Consider the following 17767-nt stretch of genomic DNA (forward strand, 5'->3'; position numbering starts at 1 on the left):
TCTAGGATTTTTTTCTTTTATCTAAAATACTTGGATCTTTAATAGGGTTTTCTTTGCCTTTGAGCGATTTTTCTATCTGGTCAATATATTCCAAAGAATCGTCTATAAAAAACTCTAAATTAGGCATACGTCTTAATTGATGTTTGGTGCGTTGTGCTAACTCATGTCTAATTAAAGGCGTGTTGGATTTTATGCCTTCAAGAAGTTCAAGGCCCTTCTCATTAGGGAAAATACTTAAATAGACTTTTGCAACACCCAAATCTGCAGTAACCTTTACTTTAGATACTGATATTATAACACCACGCATACCACCTTGTGTAGCGGCACCTTGAAGTACTTCTACTAAATCGTGTTGTAAAACGGATCCTATTTTTTTTTGTCTTTGACTTTCCTCTGTGCTGCTCATTTGTTAATACCTATTAAAGGTTTAGAATGCAAAAATAACGGATATTTAAAGATTATGTTACTTTTGGGGTGCTATTTTCATATCTTGATATGGAATTTGAGTTAAAAATTAGAGATTTCTGTCTACACAGAAATAAAAAATATACTTTCCAATGAATAAAATTGAACACATAGGTATTGCGGTTAAGAGTTTAAAGGACTCTAATGAATTGTTCGCCAAACTATTTGGAGAACATCATTATAAAGTAGAAGCTGTTGAGCGTGAAGGCGTAAGCACATCATTTTTTAAAGTGGGTGAGAATAAAATTGAACTTTTAGAAGCGACAAAAGTAGATAGTCCTATTGCAAAATTCATTGAAAAGAAAGGCGAAGGCATCCATCATATCGCTTTTGATGTTGATGATATAGAAGCAGAAATAAAACGCCTTAAAAAAGAAGGTTTTAAAGTGTTAAATGAAACCCCAAAAAGAGGTGCAGATAATAAGTTAGTGGCTTTTTTACATCCTAAATCTTCAAATGGTGTTTTAATTGAGTTGTGCCAAGAGATAAAGGATTAAAATTTCACATGTCTTTCTTGCTAAGAAATAAAAATAGTAGTAATATTGCACTCCAATTTCGGTCCTATAACTCAGTTGGTTAGAGTATCTGACTCATAATCAGAAAGTCCCTGGTTCGAGCCCAGGTGGGACCACCCTTAAAACCCTTCTTTTTAGAAGGGTTTTTTGTTTAAAAATATTCTGGAAGGTTATAAGGAGCGCAGTTAAATTGAATTTAGATGAGATTGGACATAGAGATTGTAAAGCCTCAGGAAAACATGAGGCTTTTTAGTTATTAGTTTAAAACAGACGCAAAATACATCTATGGATAATAAGAAAACCCAATAAGTGTTAATCATTTCTTCTAAAACACTACTAACACAATAAATATTTTAGTGTTTACTGTATTCGTTTTGTCGAAAACATTTAACTTTAAGTATTTTATTGAAAGTTATGGAAACTCAAATAACCTATTGCTTTCATTTTAACTCATTAAGTTATCCGTTTTTATGAAAACCACTTTTAAGTCCAGCAACCGATTATCTGTTTTATTTATATACATATTTTTAATTCACATATCGATTTATGGTCAATCAGATACTCAAACTTTAAACAGCAATAAATTAATACAAAATTCTATGTCTGAGGATACAGAGGTAAAAATTAAAGAGATACTCAAAAAATTAACGCTTGAAGAAAAAGTAGCCATGTGCCATGCACAGTCAAAGTTTAGTACAAAAGGGGTAGAACGTTTAGGCATTCCTGAAATTTGGATGGCCGATGGCCCTCACGGAGTAAGGGCCGAAATAAGTTGGGACGATTGGGCATATGCAGGTTGGACTAACGATTCTATAACAGCATTTCCGGCATTAACGTGCTTAGCAGCTTCCTTTAATCCTGAGCTGTCAGGCGACTATGGTTTTAGCTTAGGCGAAGAAGCCAGATATAGAAAAAAAGATGTCCTATTAGGTCCAGGAGTTAATATTTATAGAACCCCTTTAAATGGACGTAATTTTGAATATATGGGCGAAGACCCTTTTCTAGCATCTACAATGGTTGTCCCTTACATTAAAGGTGTTCAAAAAAATGGTGTAGCGGCTTGCGTAAAGCATTATGCATTGAATAATCAGGAACATTGGAGAGATAGAATAAATGTAGAAGTAAGTAATAGAGCATTGCACGAAATTTATTTACCGGCCTTTAAAGCTTCCGTTCAAGATGCTGGTGTTTGGGCTATCATGGGAGCATACAATAAGTTTCGAGGACAGTATACCACGCATCATAAATTATTAACTGCAAAAATCTTAAAACAAGATTGGAATTATAAAGGTGTTGTTATTAGCGATTGGAGTTCAGCACATAGTACTTATGAATCGGCACACTATGGTTTGGACATAGAAATGGGAACAGGTACAGATGGATTAGGTACAACCACTAGAGATTTTTACTCGCTATATCATTTAGCCACCCCATTTTTAGAAAGCCTTAAAAAGGGCGAAATAGCGGAGTCTGTAGTTGATGATAAAGTTACTAGAATATTACGCTTAATGTTTAGAACCAATATGAGTTCTAACCGTTCACTTGGTAATGCAAATACGAAAGCACATCATGATGTTGCAAGACAGGTAGCCACAGAAGGCATTGTTTTATTAAAAAACGAAAACAACTTTTTTCCTATTAAAGATGACAAAAATTTAACTATTGCTGTTATTGGGGAAAACGCTACAAGATCAATGACAGCAGGAGGCGGCTCTTCTGAGTTAAAACCAAAGTTTGAAATATCACCTTTAGAAGGCATAAAAGCGCGTTATAAAAATGCTACCATTTTACATGCTATGGGTTATGAAACGGGAGCTTCTGTATACGACAAAGTTTTACCTCCAACAATGGATCAGGATTCTTTAAGGATAGCAGCCATAGAAACGGCTAAAAAAGCAGATATTGTATTATTTGTTGGTGGTTTAAACAAAAGCCATTTGCAAGATTGTGAAGGTGATGACAGGGTCGATTATGGTTTGCCTTTTGGACAAGAAGATTTATTGAATGCCATTTACAAAGTCAATAAAAATATTGGCTTTGTATTACTAACAGGTAACGCTGTTGAAATGCCTTGGCTGGACAAAGTAGATGCATTAGTCGAAACTTGGTACCTAGGGAGTATGTCTGGACATGCCATAGCCGATGTTATTAGTGGCGATGTAAACCCTTCCGGAAAATTACCGTTTACATTCCCAGCAAAGCTAGAAGATAATGGCGCCCATTTTTTTGGCGAAACATCTTATCCGGGTGTAGACATGACCCAACAGTATAAAGAAGATATTTTAGTAGGCTACAGATGGCACGATACTAAAAAGATAAAACCATTGTATGCTTTTGGTTATGGTCTTTCATATACATCTTTTAGTCTATCTGATATTAAAACAGATAAAGCAGTATATACGTCAGATAGTACTATAAATATATCTTGCTTGGTAACTAATACTGGAGCTAAAGATGGTGCTGAGGTTGTTCAGGTTTATGTTGGAAAACCAAATTCAATGGTTAAACGCGCCTTAAAGGAGCTTAAAGGATTTCAAAAAGTAAAATTAAAATCAGGAGAAGATTCAATAGTCAACATTAACATTCCAGCAAATACATTAGCATTTTATGACGAAAGTATTTCTGATTGGAATTTAGAAAAAGGCGATTATATAATACATGTTGGAAATGCTTCAAATAACATTTCTAAAACAATAATAATAACTCTTAAATAAGGTCTAATTAAACCTTATTTAAGAGTTAATTATTTAAAAAATCGTGTTCTAGGTTAAATTTATTTTTCCCAAATAGCCTCTATTTCCTCAAGAGATTTTCCTTTTGTTTCTGGAATAAATTTATATGTAAATACGATTATAAGAAGGATAAAAGCACTAAAAATAAAGTATGGTAATGATCCATTCCAAAAACCATTATTATTAATATCACTCGCTGTTACCATTGGAAAAGATTGCGATACCAAGTAATTACCAGCCCATTGTACAGCTACTGCAACAGACATAGCTACACTTCTAATTTTATTTGGAAACATTTCAGATAAAACAACCCAAACCACCGGCCCCATGGATAAAGCAAATGAACCAATAAATATTAATACGCCAAGTAAAGATATGAAACCAATAGCCTGTTGTTGTATGCTAATTCCTAGAAGTAAAAAGCCTAATAACATGCCTGTAGCTCCAATATAAACTAAGGGCTTTCTTCCAAATTTGTCTACAGTAGCCATAGCTACAAACGTAAAAATTAAATTTACAAATGCTAATAATACTTGTTGTTTTAAAACATCTTCTTTACCAAAACCAAGGGCTTTCTCAAAAATATCGGCACCATAATATAATACAGCATTTATCCCTGTAAATTGTTGTAATATAGAAAAGACGGATCCTATTAGTATAATTACAAAAATTCCTTTAGAGAAGTAGTTGATTTTTTCGCCTTTTGTTTCTTTTTTTAATGATTTTTTTATCTCTTCACTTTCTTTTATTGCTTTATCTTCGCCGTGAATTTTTGTTAAAATGGCTAAAGCTTCTTCATCTCTTCCTTTTAACGAAAGCCATCGAGGGCTTTTAGGAACTAAGAATAAGGCCCCTAAGAACAATCCACTTGGTATTAATTCTGACCAAAACATTTGACGCCACCCAAACTCTAAATTTTGAGCCTCTGTTAAACGGTTTCCTATAAAATAAGTTACAAGAAACACAACAAAAAAGCCAACAACAATTGCTAATTGATAGAAGGTTACTAATTTACCACGCCTTTCAGCAGGTGCAATTTCAGCAATATACATAGGCGCATTCATAGATGCAATACCAATCCCCAATCCACCAATTATTCTAAATACAACAAGAAGAGATACAGATTCTGGCATAAACCCAGGAAGCCCAGAGCCCCATGCAGAAAGACTAAACAATATTGCAGAAATTATAAGTGAACTTTTTCTGCCTATTTTTATACTTAACGGTCCAGCAACAATAGCACCCACTAAACAGCCTAATAAGGCACTACCTACTACCCAGCCTTGTAAACCAGCATCTAATTGAAAATATTTAGTAAGGTAAAATTGAGCGCCGTTTATAACCCCTGTGTCATACCCAAAGAGTAATCCGCCTAATGCAGTAATTGATGTTATTAGTATTAAAAATGTTTGCTTGTTCATTGTATTGGTTATTTGTTAGTTGAGTGGTTTTTCTTGGTTCTTTAGTTAATATAATAGATTAAAATTTATGGTTGTTGTATAATTAATGTCCTTATCACTTTGATTCATAGTGTCAATTATAATACTTTCATTTTTGTTTTAAATATTAGGGTTACATTTTTTAAAAACAGGTTGTTTTCATAAAAGCATTACATAAAAAAGAAAGTATTACAAATTTAACATTAAATAATAACCCAAATCATTTTATAAGCTTATTAAAATCCACATACTTTAATTAAGAAGAAAATTAAATATATAAAATCTTATAAAAATAGGGTTTAAATACACTTATGCATTAATCCAGAATTATATTTATTTTTGATTTCAAGAAAGTAAGATGTAATTAATGGAGGAGTTAGAAGGTTTTTCAATTTTAAATAGACAGGCACAAATAGAGAGGTTACTAACTTCAAATTTTGATTTAGCCATTATTGGCGGCGGTATAACAGGAGCCGGAATAGCTTTGGAAGCTGCCTCGCGAGGATTAAAAGTCTGTCTTATAGAAAAGCATGATTTTGCTTCTGGAACAAGTAATAAATCGACCAAATTAATTCATGGCGGTTTACGTTATCTAAAACAATTGGAAATTGGCTTGGTAAGAGAATCGGGTTCAGAGCGAGCCGTTGTTCATAAACTGGTTCCGCATCTAGTTCTTCCAGAAAAGATGCTGTTACCTATTGTAGAAGGTGGAACTTATGGAAAAATGATGGCTGCCATAGGTCTTAAAATTTATGATTTTTTAGCAGATGTTAAGGGCTCGGATCGGCGTAAAATGTTAGATAAAGAGGAAACGCTTAATAAAGAGCCATTGCTTGATAAAAATAAGGTTTTAGGCAGTGGGCTTTACGCTGAATATAGAACGGATGATGCCAGATTAACCATTGAGATATTAAAAAAAACAGCCACTTTTGGAGCCATTTTAATGAATTATTTCGAGATGGAATCCTTTAATTACAATACCGATTCTAAAATTAAAAGCCTTAATTGCGTTGATCATAATACAGGAAGTACATACGTGATTAAAGCGAAATACTATGTGTCTGCTACTGGACCTTGGGTTGATTTGCTTCGTACAAAAGATCATTCAGTAAAAAACAAATATTTGCACCTTACCAAAGGTGTACATATCGTATTTCCATTTGAAAAATTTCCAGTAAAACAATCGGTATATTTTGATGTTCCAGATGGTAGAATGGTTTTTGCTATCCCAAGAGGTCGTGTAACTTATGTGGGTACTACAGATACTAATTATTCAGGAAGCTTAGATCGCGTGGTTACTACTAAAAATGATGCCGAGTATCTTTTAGAAGCCATTAATAATACGTTCCCTAATGTTCAGGTAACCATTAAAGATATTGAATCCAATTGGGCTGGTTTAAGACCTCTTATTCACGAAGAAGATAAAGACCCTTCGGAATTATCAAGAAAAGATGAGTTATTTATTTCGGATAGTGGATTGATATCCATTGCTGGAGGAAAACTAACAGGATACCGTAAAATGGCTCAACGTGTCATGGAAGTTGTTTTAAAAACTATGAAGGAAAAAGGTGAAAAAAAGCTTAAAGTATCATCAACCAAAACAATTCCTTTGGTAAGCCCGACACTTGAATCTTCTAATGACGTTAATCAATATCAATTATATATAGAAAATCAGCTGGTTAAGTTGGGTATAACAGATCGTTACCATGCTTGGTATTTATGTACAACCTACGGGAAACAATCTGATACTATTTTAGAGAAATCTGAAGATTTTGAAAACAAGAATGCTTTAGAGCGATTAATTCGTGCTGAGCTTTGGTTTTGTATACATTATGAAATGACAAATAGCCTCACAGATTTCTTTGTGAGACGCACCGGGCGTTTGTATTTTAATATTTCAAGTATTAAAAAGTATCGAGATATTATTTTAAATGATTTTATAAACTACCTGAACTGGCATGCTGATAAAATTGTTTTGGAAAAAGTGGAATTGGAACTCCTTTTGCAAGACGCCACTACATATTATAACGAAGAATTTAGGTAGTGATTTTTAAGCCTTTAGCCTTATTAGATGGCTTAATATAGCTTTTATTTGGTTGTTTATTTGAATGCCTTTTTCCTGATATTTACTTTTCACTATTATTTTAAATGTAAAATTAGTGCTATGGGTTTTTACTTCATTGATGTTAATCCAACCACCTGGAAAAAATATTTTCAAATCCTGTATTTTTTCTTGTAGAAAAAGCTCAAACTCTCCACTTACCCAATTTATAAATGTTTTGTATAGTGATTTACTTGGAAAGGACTCAATGCTTACTAATTCGTAGTATGTATTAATATGTATGGTAGATGCTTTTTGATTCATTATGCTTTAATTCGGAATTATATTTGTTTTAATCGTTTTTTAATTCAATTTGCTTTGCTGTTTAATGATATTCTCAATTGGACTTTTAATAAAACTTGAAGCTTTTAACCCATATTTACTTAGGGCTAACGCTAAATAATCTTGTGCATAATAAGCTATAGAACCAACAAAATGCAATGGAACTGTTTTTAATTCTTGGCGGTATAATTGGACATGATTTTTAACAAATGTGTGCATACCGTTTATAAGTAATCGTTTTATAAAGGGATGATTTTCATTTTTGAATAAGAAGCGTGCAAACTCTGCTAAATATTTATTAGGCGTAGGAGACTTGTATAGTTTTTTAACAACTTCTTTTTCTTTTAAGTTATGATCCTTCTCGAACAAGACCCTTAAATTTTTTGGCATTTGCTTATAGTAATAAGCTTTTAAAAGTTCTTTACCAAAATAGTTGCCACTACCTTCATCCATTAAAATATAGCCTAATGCTGGCGATTTTAAATGTGCTGTTTTTCCATCATAGTAACAACAGTTTGAACCTGTGCCTAGAATACAGACAACAGCAGGTTCTTTTGTTGTAGCCATAACTGCGGCCATAGTGTCTTCATTGGTTTCGGATTTAGCATTTTCAAAAAAAGACTCTAATATTTTATTAACCTTATTTTGATTTTTTTTTGTTCCGCATCCAGCTCCAAAAAAATGAATGTTGGTTACTTTATCTTTATGTTTATTGAGTTCAACGCAACCATCTATAATGTTACAAAACTCTTTTTTAGTTAAAATAGCTGGATTTAATCCTTTAGTTTTTATTCGAATAGGTTCTTTTTCTTTATGTTCACAAAGTATCCAGTCGCATTTTGTAGAACCGCTGTCGGCTATTAAAACCATAGTATCTTTTTTTAAAATGAAAGGGTGTTAATTTTGTAAATTGTTAGATTCAGAATAATGGGTTAGCCTTGTTAAAGCTTCAATAATAGCAACTTCAACATCTACAAATGGGTTGCTTAAAACTTTGATATGGTCTTTAATGATGTTGAGGTTTTTGGTTGAAATATTTTTATTTTTTATGGCTTTAGAAAGCATTAAGGACACGTCTGAAATTGTTTTAGACAGTTTTTCTAACGGACTTATTTTAGGGTTTTTTTGAAGTTTAGAAAAATGGGTATAGTTTTTGGACCACTTGTTTAAGTAGTGCATAACTTCAGCTTCATGAGCTTTGTTGGGGTTCTTAATATAATTAGAAACCTGATTGATAAAAGGTTGAGCATCTTCAGCATTCACAACGCAAGCATCTGCAAACAAATTAAAAGGTGAATAGGTTTTGTATTCTATGCCGTCTTTATTTCTTGCGTATATTTTTAAAGGTTCACAAATTTTTGATAATGTAATTAGTGATGAAATATCTTGATTGTTGGTCATATTTCTTAAAATAACATCTCTGTTTTTAATATGTGTAAGTCCTAATTCCTCTAACTGAAAAGATACTGTTGCAAGGCGTTTTTTCATGGCATTAACATCATTAATAGCTTGTGGCGACCAAAAACGCTCAGCTATTGCGGCTGTTCTAGGCCATATTCTAGAATCGATGGTTTGCTGTGTAACCAATTCACTCCACATGGTGGCTTCTCCACCTAAAATACGAGATTGCTCGGCTTTGGTTAGTTGTACATTGCCTATAGGGTCAACGTTATAATGATGCTCTACGGGTAACATTCTATCAATATAATAACCGTTGGAAAGTACGGTTTGATAGCCTTTTTTTGCTGCCTTTATTAAAGAACCTCCTTTGGTAAGCCCCTCATTTTCTCCGCGCCATGAATGTATTACAGCTGATGTTGGCATATTTGGAGTCATGATTTCATCCCAGCCCATTAATGTTTTTCCTAATTTACTTAGGATTTTTTCAAGTTTAATATTGAAATAGGTTTGTAAATCATGATTTGTTTTTAAACCATGTTGGTTTTTAAATCGTTGGATATCTTTGTTTTCATTCCAATGTTTACCTTCATTTTCATCTCCTCCAATATGAAAATAGTCATCTGGAAATAATGGCGCTATTTCAGAAAATAAGTTTTCTAGAAACTCATAAGTAATAATTTTTGTTGGATTTAATGTAGGGTCAAATACACCAGAATTGCGTTCGATAGTATAGTTGTAATTATCTTTACTTCCAAGTTCTGGGTAAGCTGCTAGAATCGCAGAGGCGTGTCCTGGAACATCCAATTCTGGAATAACACGAATTCCTAAATTATCAGCATATGTAACTATATCTTTTATTTGTTCTTGAGTATAGTATAGCCCATCTGAAGCTAATTCTTGAAGTTTTGGATATACTTTGGATTCTATCCTAAACCCTTGATCATCGGTTAAATGCCAATGAAACACATTCATTTTTACCGATGCCATAGCTCTTAAATTTCTTTTAATAACGTTAACTGGTTGAAAGTGTCTTGCCACGTCAATCATTAACCCACGCCAAACAAACCTTGGATTGTCTATTATATTAACTCCTGGAAAAAAATAGTTGGTTTCGTTATTATGGGTTAGCTGTAAGAGTGTTTCTAAACCTCTAATGGCACCAATATCTGTTTTTGCTTTTATGTTTACTGAAGTATCGTTTATATCTAATGTGTAAGATTCATCATTTTCAATACCTAGCTTAGAAACGGTATCAAATGTTATTTTTATATGACCTTCTTTATTTGTTATAGGAAATCCTTCACCTAAAAACACACCGGTTCGAGTGCTTAAGCGTCTTAAAAAATTAACAGCGGCGTTACGAACTCGTCCTCTATTATTAGGGCTTAATGATATCGTAACATCGCTATTAATAATAAACTTAGCAGGGTTTTCTTTGATTTCTTTTGGCCAAGGCATCAGGTTATAGCTTTCTAACAATGCGTTTTGTGAGCTTACGTATTGATAAAAACAGCTAAAAAGTAAAAGATATAGTATATTTTTTTTCATTTAATTTTAAGTTTTAAGAAAAGAAACATTAATTGATTCTAATATACTTTTCAATAATTTTTCGCTTAATCCCTGCTTGTTTTACTTCTTCAATACCAGATTGAATTAAGGTATCTCCTTTAAACGCAATGGTAAATGGAAACGTATGGTTTTTAATAGCACTAACAGCAGCGAAATTTAAAGTTTCCATATAACTATTTCCATTCAAAGTATAGGTTCCAGCACCTGAATAATAGCTTTTTGGACTATTATTTTCCTGATTGAAAAAAGAAAAATGGCTATGGTTTATAATTTTTATAAACCTAGTATTTGTTAAATCTTTTATTTTTAAAGAATCATTTTCAATCATTTCGGCATATACCATGTCCCAAGTTCCAACTAATTTATTTGCGGCTTTCTTATCGTTATTTGAACAACTAATGAGGCTTAAAATAACGATTAAGACAAGACCTGTACGTTTCATTCTTCTTCTCCTTTTTTTAGAAATGATAACGTTTAAAGGCTTCTATGGCGGCATAATCTGCCAGTCCTAAATCGTTATATTTTTTGGCTGTTAGCCTATTCCTATCTTCCACACGTACCCAAAACTCTCTTGAATCTCCGCCTTGAAACATAACACCATCTTTTTGTGATTGGTGATAAAATATAGCATGTCGTTTTTTTAGGACTTGATCAGGGCTCATAGGAACTGCCATTTCAATTTGATAGGATTCCCATTCGTGCCATGCGCCACGGTATAGCCAGACCCAACAATCATCCATGTATTTATTATGTTTTAGTTCTTCTAGAGCCATAAATAAAGCATCTAAACACACTTTATGTGTTCCATGTGGATCAGCTAAATCTCCTGCTGCATAAATTTGATGAGGTTTTATGTTTTCAATTAGACTATACATGATACTAATATCATCATCTGAAATATTGTTCTTTTTTATGGTGCCTGTTTCGTAAAACGGCAGATCAAGAAAATGAACATTTTCATCGTTAAGTCCTAAATATCGTGTTGCTGCTAGTGATTCACTTCGTCTTATTAAACCTTTTAGTTGTCGTACTTCGTTAGAATCAATATCATTATCCGTTTTCAGTTTAAGAAAATTGATAATGCTTTGCGTTTCTTCACAATTAGGACATAGAGTTTGAGTGATTTCAGCAAATTTTAATGCTTCTTCATCTGAAACTGCAATGTTTCCAGACGTTTGATATGCAATATGAACATCGTGCCCTTGCTCCACTAATCTATCAAAGGTCCCTCCCATAGAAATGACATCATCATCTGGGTGCGGGCTAAAAATAATTACACGTTTTTTTGGAATATTGGCGCGCTCTGGCCTGTTAGAGTCATCTGCATTTGGTTTTCCTCCTGGCCATCCTGTAATAGTATGCTGTAACTTGTTAAACATTTTTATGTTTAAATCGTAAGCAGTGCCCTCTTCGGTAAGTAGACCAGACATACCATTATTGTTGTAATCTTTATCTGTTAATTTTAAAATGGATTTGTTTAAAAGTTCAGAAAGCCAAACCACAGCCTTTAACTTTAAAGATTCATCCCAAACACATGAGGTTACTAACCAAGGTGTTTTTACTCGTGTTAATTCAGAGGATGCTCCCTCATCTATAATAAATGTGGTGTTATTGTGGTGTTGTAAATAGGTTGCTGGAACCTCAGAGGTTATTTCGCCTTCAATGGTTTCTTTAAGAATTTCTGCTTTATTAGCACCCCAACCTAAAAGGACTATACGTTTTGCACTTAGTACCGTTCCTATTCCCATAGTAATGGCCTTTCTCGGCACATTATCAATACCCAAAAAAGCAGGTGCAGCATCAACTCGTGTTATATGGTCTAAAGTAATATTTCTTGTACCAGAGTTAAGATGAGAACCAGGTTCGTTAAAACCAATATGACCTGTTCTACCAATACCAAGCAGTTGAAAATCTAAACCGCCTACAGCCTTAATTTTCATTTCGTAATCGATACAGGATTGGTATAAATCTTCGGCACTAACCTTTCCGTTTGGTATATTAATGTTTTCGGGTAAAATATCGATATGATTGAAAAGGTGCTCATGCATGAAATAAAAATAACTTTGTATGTTATTTTTATCCATAGGATAATACTCATCAAGGTTAAAAGTGATAACGTTCGCAAAACTTAAGCCTTCTTCTTTGTGTATCCTGATAAGTTCTTCGTAAACTTTTATAGGGGAAGATCCTGTAGCTAAACCTAGAATACAAGGTTTGTTTTGACTTTCTTTTTCTCTAACCAAATTAGCAATTTCTTGAGCAACTAAAATGGAAGCTTCGTTAGAATCTTTGAAAATAATATTATGTATTTTTTCAAAACGTGTTTCTTCAAACTTCCCTGCTTGTGCATAAGCTATATTTTTATGGTCTGCAATTTTCACAGTAATACTTTTTTGTGGTTAATACTTTTTGGTTAAAGCAAACGAAAAACCTGAATTTTCCGTTTGCTTAACATCAAACTAAACTTAAAAACTAATTCAACTTTCAATTAAAAATTTGGTCCTCCCGTGTCCCACCATAGACGCGTTCCTCCATGGTCTGGACCGCTTAAATAGCTAACAGCAGTACTTACGTTATCCCCATTTGTATTCACTTCACCTTCAACAAAGTTTATTCTCCTCACTTGAATGTTAGTATCGATATCTCCTCCACTATTGTTAACAACTACAGGAAATATTCTTGGGTAGCCTGTACGTCTAAATTCAGACCAAGCTTCCTGTCCGTCTGGGAACATCGCAATCCATTTTTGAGTAATAATTTGCTCTAATTGTTCCTCGTTTGTTCCAGCATCATTGTAAGCTATTTTTACATCACTTGCGTAAGCAATATCATTATTGGAGTTAAGTGCATCAACAAAATCTGCTGGGATACTTACGTTATCTGCTAAATATTCGGTAACCCCTCCAATTCCATGTTGTGTAAAGGATGCTGTAACACCAGCTTCGTAATTGGTTTTTGCATTGCCTGCTCCAGACCACCCTCTTAAAGCAGCTTCAGCTTTTAAGAAATGAACTTCGGCAGCTGTCATCCACGTTAAGGTTTCGCCATCAATAACACTTCCAATAGAAGCATGATCTCCATATTCGCTTTTGGCACTGATGTCTATTCCCATTCTAATTCCTTTGTAATTGCCAGCTAAAGATTCATCTTCTGAAGGGTTAAAATAAGTTTCAATTCTATCATCATTATAGCCCGTTAAGATAGACTCCATTTCGGCACCCATTCTAATATCGCCCCAAGACCCACTAATTACTGTAATTGGGTGCGGGAAGCCTGTATTGATTACCATATCTGAACTCTCCATTAAACCAGCATTATTGGCTAGTGAAAGCTCTCCTTGGGTTTTAGCCAAGGTTGGGTTAACTTTAGAAATTCGGATTGCCAAACGTAATCTTAAGCTGTTTGCAAATTGTCTCCATAATGCAATATCTCCTGCTAAATTCGACATATCAAAAGGCATGAATTGCCCCTCTCCTTCAAAAGCTTCTAGTGCATTAATAGCTTCTCCTAGGTCATTAAAAAAGGCTTGATAAGCAACATCTTGTGGGTCGTATTCACCTGTTGTGGCAAAATCATTAAACTTGGTGTAGCGTATTGGTCCGTAAATATCAGCAACTCGATGCATAGCTGTAACTTTAATAATGTTTGCTAGATGCACAAACTTTGCGCCATTCGGGTCTCCACTTAAATCTACTGCATTTTTCACATTTAAAGCCTGTGGCATTACATTTCCATAGGCATCGCTCCAAGGAAAACCATTCCATCCATCAACTAAGGCATAGGTTTGATTGTTTACATTTCCAGCAAAAGGAGTTGGTGCAGTCATATAACCAGAAAACACATCGCCCATTAATCCTTGTTGCAATTGGTAATTCCATGCTGGTGTTACGTTGAACACATTTAAAAACATGGGGCCAAATTCGTTACCAACATTATTGTTCATTTGCCTTAAACTCTCTTCGGTAATACCATGAGGGTTTGTATTTATATTTTCAAAATCATCTGTACAACTAGCAAAACCAATTACCATAAAAGAAGCTAGTAGGTATTTATATATTTTTTTCATTTTTCTTAGAAATTTACGTTAATGTTTAATCCTACACTTCTTGTTGAAGGTTGACCATATATATCGACACCCTGTAACCCGATACCTGTACTAGAAGCAATATTCGGGTCGAATGGTGCATCTTTATAAATGAAAAACAGGTTGTTTGCAATCAATGATAATTTGATAGAATCAAAGAAATCGTTAATTTTTGGTAGCGTATATCCAATAGATAATTCTCTTAGAGTTACATTTGTTGCACTGTACACATATTCTCCTAGTAAGCCAGCTCTACCTCCTGTTTTAGTGTAATAATCTTGGGCTGTCATTTGTGCACTTGCACCACTAGTAGTTACTACGTTGATCATACCTCCATTGGCGTTTCTTGCATCAGCAGATGCTTGAGATACACCATAAAAATCGTTAACAGCTTCTGTAACACTTACAACATCACCTCCAAATTTACCATCAATTAAAAAGTTTATTGAAAAGTTTTTAAAATCGAATGTATTGCTTAAACCTAAAGTGAAATCAGGTTGAGCATGTGCTATAGTTTCAAATTCTGAAGCTTCAATGGTTAAGTTTCCACTTCCATCATCTGTAACAATTGGTAATCCATTTTCGTTTCTCATTACTGAACGACCACGAATACTACCAAAATCTTCACCTTCAACTAAAGAATAACCATAACCATTAACACCTGGAGCAGTCAAGATAGCTTCTCCATTATCAAGCGATGGGTGTACTGAGACTACTTTGTTTTTGTTTGAAGCAAAGTTTAAAGCGGTATTCCATTTAAAGTTATCGTTTACAATAGGCTTGCCATTAAGTACTAATTCAATTCCTTTATTTGAAATTTCACCTGCATTAACAATATTTTGTGTGTAGCCTTGTACATTAGGTTGTGCAGCAATAAAGAAAATTTGATTTTCTGTTGTAGAACTGTAATACGTTAGGTCTAGACCTAATCTGTTTCCAAAAAAGCGCCATTCGGTACCAATTTCAAAAGATTTTTGTTTTTCTGGTTCTAAAGTTTCACCTTCTCTTGGTGCAAATGTGGCTTGGTTTGCAGAACCCACAGTTCCGGTTGTTCCGGTTGTTCCAATAGTTCTTAAAGGCACGGTTGCAAAAGCAGGAATGTCTTTACCAACTTCAGCGTATGAGACTCTTACCTTTGCGAAATCAACTGCGTCTGGCATTTCAAACATTTCTGACAATACGTTGGTTAAACCAAATGAAGGATAAAAGAATGAGCTGGAATTTGTATTGACTAGTGTTGAAGACCAATCTGTTCTACCTGTTATATCTAAATACAACATATCTTTATAGCCAATGTTTACAGCTCCAAAAACAGATTGCACCTCTCTATTGGAAACTGTTTGGGCAATTCCATTAGATGACTCGAAGTTTGCAATTGTAAACTCATTAGGGAACTTTAATCCTTCTGGACCAGAATCTAGTAGAATTTGGTCTCCAATTTTGTACTTAGTAAGACTGGTTCCAAGTGTTAAGTTGAAATCAAAATCTTCTGATAAATCTCTGTTATAATTAGCAATAAAATCTAAATATTGCTGTGTGTTTTCTGTTTTTTCAAGAATGTATCGTCCAGTTGTAGGAACAAATGTTAGATCACTACCCGCATATAATTTTTTATCAAAAGTAAAGAATGATTTATCAAAACTTCCTCTAGATTGTAATGATAAATTATCATTAAGTTGATATTTTACACTAACACTAGCTAGGGTTCTTTGAGCAATATCTTTACTTGGGTTTCTGTTGATTAACCAATATGGGTTTTGCTGAATGTTTTCATCAAATGATGTTGCAAATTGATCCATCATGTTGGTTGCTGCATTAAAATACTCAAATTTATTTTTATAAGTATTTAAATCGATACCAACAGGGTTAAGGTATAGCCCTGTTAAAGGGTTAGAGTATAAACCATTACCCGGTCTATTCCAAATACGCTGATCTGATAAGCTAATATTTGCAGACACTTGAATTTTATCATTTAAAAAACTAGCTGTTTCTCGTAAGTTAAAAACATTTCTGTTCAATCGGTTTTCTGGCATAACCCCTGTTGCTGAGGTATTAGCAAATGAAAAGTAGGTTTGAGCCACTTTATTTCCTGCGCTTAAAGAAATAGCTTGTGTTGCTGTAGTACCTGTTTTAAAAAAATCATCTACTGTATTTGATAAGCCACCGGTTTTTGCTCCCCAAGATTTAGGGTCTGTTACTCTTCCATTTTCTGCTATAGCACCACCAACGGATAAAGATTGATATTCCGTTTGTAATTCTGGTAAAGATACCACGTTGTCAACAGTAAATGTTGAATTGAAGTTTACTTTAATTTTGCCATCTTTTCCACTTTTGGTCGTAATTAGTATAACACCATTTGCTCCTTGACTACCATATAATGCTGCTGCAGAAGCCCCTTTTAATATGGTCATGCTTTCAACATCATCTGGATTGATAAGAGAGGTAATATCTCCACCATCTCTATTTCCAGTTTGGGCACCAAAAATACTTGTTCCAGGAGCCTCCCCGTTTTGACCGTTACCATTGTTAAGCATAGGTATACCATCTATAACGTATAGCGGGTCATTATTGCTTGTAGAAGAGTTTCCTCTTAAAACCACTTTAGTAGCGCCACCAACACCAGATGCACTTCTTGTAATGGTTAAACCTGCGGATTTCCCAGATAAGCTATTAATTGGGTTAACTTGTTTAACTCGTGTTAAATCATCGCCTTTAACATCTTGAGCAGAATAAGTTAATGTTTTTCTTTCTTTCTTAATACCTAATGCCGTTACAACCACCTCGTTTAATTGCGTGGCATCTTCTAGCATTTGTACATCAATAACATTAGATGCTCCAACGGTTACTTGTACACTGGTCATTCCCAGATAAGAAAAGTTTAAAATATCGCCAACATTTGCTGTTAGAGTATAATTCCCATCAAAATCTGTTTGGGCACCATTAGAGGTTTCCTGTACCGTTACATTCACACCAGGAAGTGGAATGCCATCTACTTTTGAAGTTACTGTTCCTGTTATATCTTTTTCTTGAGCAAATGAAATTTGCACAATTAATAGTAAAAAAGAAAACAAGAATAGTGTTCGTAAATTTTGTTTCATAATTTGATTATTTTATTTTTTTAGTTAAGCCAAACTATTCATTATCAAAATAGTTTTAAAAAAAATTATATAAACGACATG

General features: G+C 33.9%; 12 protein-coding genes and 1 tRNA gene. 4 read left to right on the plus strand and 9 right to left on the minus strand.

Annotated features, from left to right (window positions below; all coding sequences use genetic code 11):
* Window position 1 precedes the first annotated feature (1 nt).
* Entirely contained in the window at window positions 2-406 is a 405-nt protein-coding gene (gene rbfA / locus ABD941_RS07920) for a 30S ribosome-binding factor RbfA (protein ID WP_345273573.1), read from the minus strand.
* Between the two features lie 151 nt (window positions 407-557).
* Between rbfA and mce the strand changes: the two genes are divergently transcribed.
* The 3 genes from mce (at window position 558) to ABD941_RS07935 (ending at window position 3694) form a co-directional block, all read left to right on the plus strand.
* Window positions 558-962, plus strand: a complete 405-nt coding sequence (gene mce / locus ABD941_RS07925; protein WP_345273574.1) for a methylmalonyl-CoA epimerase — start codon at window positions 558-560, stop codon at window positions 960-962.
* A 60-nt stretch (window positions 963-1022) separates the two neighbouring features.
* A tRNA-Ile gene (locus ABD941_RS07930) sits at window positions 1023-1096 on the plus strand.
* 483 nt (window positions 1097-1579) lie between these two features.
* Window positions 1580-3694, plus strand: a complete 2115-nt coding sequence (locus ABD941_RS07935; protein ID WP_345273575.1) for a beta-glucosidase family protein — start codon at window positions 1580-1582, stop codon at window positions 3692-3694.
* 59 nt (window positions 3695-3753) lie between these two features.
* Here ABD941_RS07935 and ABD941_RS07940 read toward each other — a convergent pair whose 3' ends face one another.
* Complete coding sequence (locus tag ABD941_RS07940; RefSeq protein WP_345273576.1) at window positions 3754-5133, minus strand: sugar porter family MFS transporter; 1380 nt, start codon at window positions 5131-5133, stop codon at window positions 3754-3756.
* Window positions 5134-5518: 385 nt separating this feature from the next.
* Between ABD941_RS07940 and ABD941_RS07945 the strand changes: the two genes are divergently transcribed.
* A complete protein-coding gene (locus ABD941_RS07945; protein ID WP_345273577.1) occupies window positions 5519-7195 on the plus strand; it encodes a glycerol-3-phosphate dehydrogenase/oxidase in 1677 nt (558 codons plus the stop codon).
* A 6-nt stretch (window positions 7196-7201) separates the two neighbouring features.
* Here ABD941_RS07945 and ABD941_RS07950 read toward each other — a convergent pair whose 3' ends face one another.
* From ABD941_RS07950 to ABD941_RS07980, 7 genes are all read right to left on the minus strand, one after another.
* Window positions 7202-7516 carry a hypothetical protein gene (locus ABD941_RS07950; RefSeq protein ID WP_345273578.1) on the minus strand — a complete coding sequence of 105 codons (315 nt, stop codon included), beginning with the start codon at window positions 7514-7516 and terminating at the stop codon, window positions 7202-7204.
* Between the two features lie 39 nt (window positions 7517-7555).
* Complete coding sequence (locus ABD941_RS07955) at window positions 7556-8404, minus strand: N-acetylglucosamine kinase (RefSeq protein WP_345273579.1); 849 nt, start codon at window positions 8402-8404, stop codon at window positions 7556-7558.
* Between the two features lie 27 nt (window positions 8405-8431).
* The gene (locus ABD941_RS07960) at window positions 8432-10483 is read right to left on the minus strand and encodes a beta-N-acetylhexosaminidase (RefSeq protein WP_345273580.1); all 2052 of its coding nucleotides are present in this window, start codon (window positions 10481-10483) and stop codon (window positions 8432-8434) included.
* A gap of 28 nt (window positions 10484-10511) precedes the next feature.
* A complete protein-coding gene (locus ABD941_RS07965; protein ID WP_345273581.1) occupies window positions 10512-10946 on the minus strand; it encodes a hypothetical protein in 435 nt (144 codons plus the stop codon).
* Between the two features lie 16 nt (window positions 10947-10962).
* A complete protein-coding gene (gene nagB / locus ABD941_RS07970; RefSeq protein WP_345273582.1) occupies window positions 10963-12885 on the minus strand; it encodes a glucosamine-6-phosphate deaminase in 1923 nt (640 codons plus the stop codon).
* A 107-nt stretch (window positions 12886-12992) separates the two neighbouring features.
* Window positions 12993-14570 carry a RagB/SusD family nutrient uptake outer membrane protein gene (locus tag ABD941_RS07975; protein WP_345273583.1) on the minus strand — a complete coding sequence of 526 codons (1578 nt, stop codon included), beginning with the start codon at window positions 14568-14570 and terminating at the stop codon, window positions 12993-12995.
* 5 nt (window positions 14571-14575) lie between these two features.
* Window positions 14576-17686, minus strand: coding sequence for a SusC/RagA family TonB-linked outer membrane protein (locus tag ABD941_RS07980; RefSeq protein WP_345273584.1), 3111 nt, complete (start codon window positions 17684-17686; stop codon window positions 14576-14578).
* Window positions 17687-17767 lie beyond the last annotated feature (81 nt).

It is taken from the genome of Flaviramulus aquimarinus (genome assembly GCF_039543205.1).
GTDB classification, from domain to species: Bacteria; Bacteroidota; Bacteroidia; order Flavobacteriales; family Flavobacteriaceae; genus Flaviramulus_B; species Flaviramulus_B aquimarinus.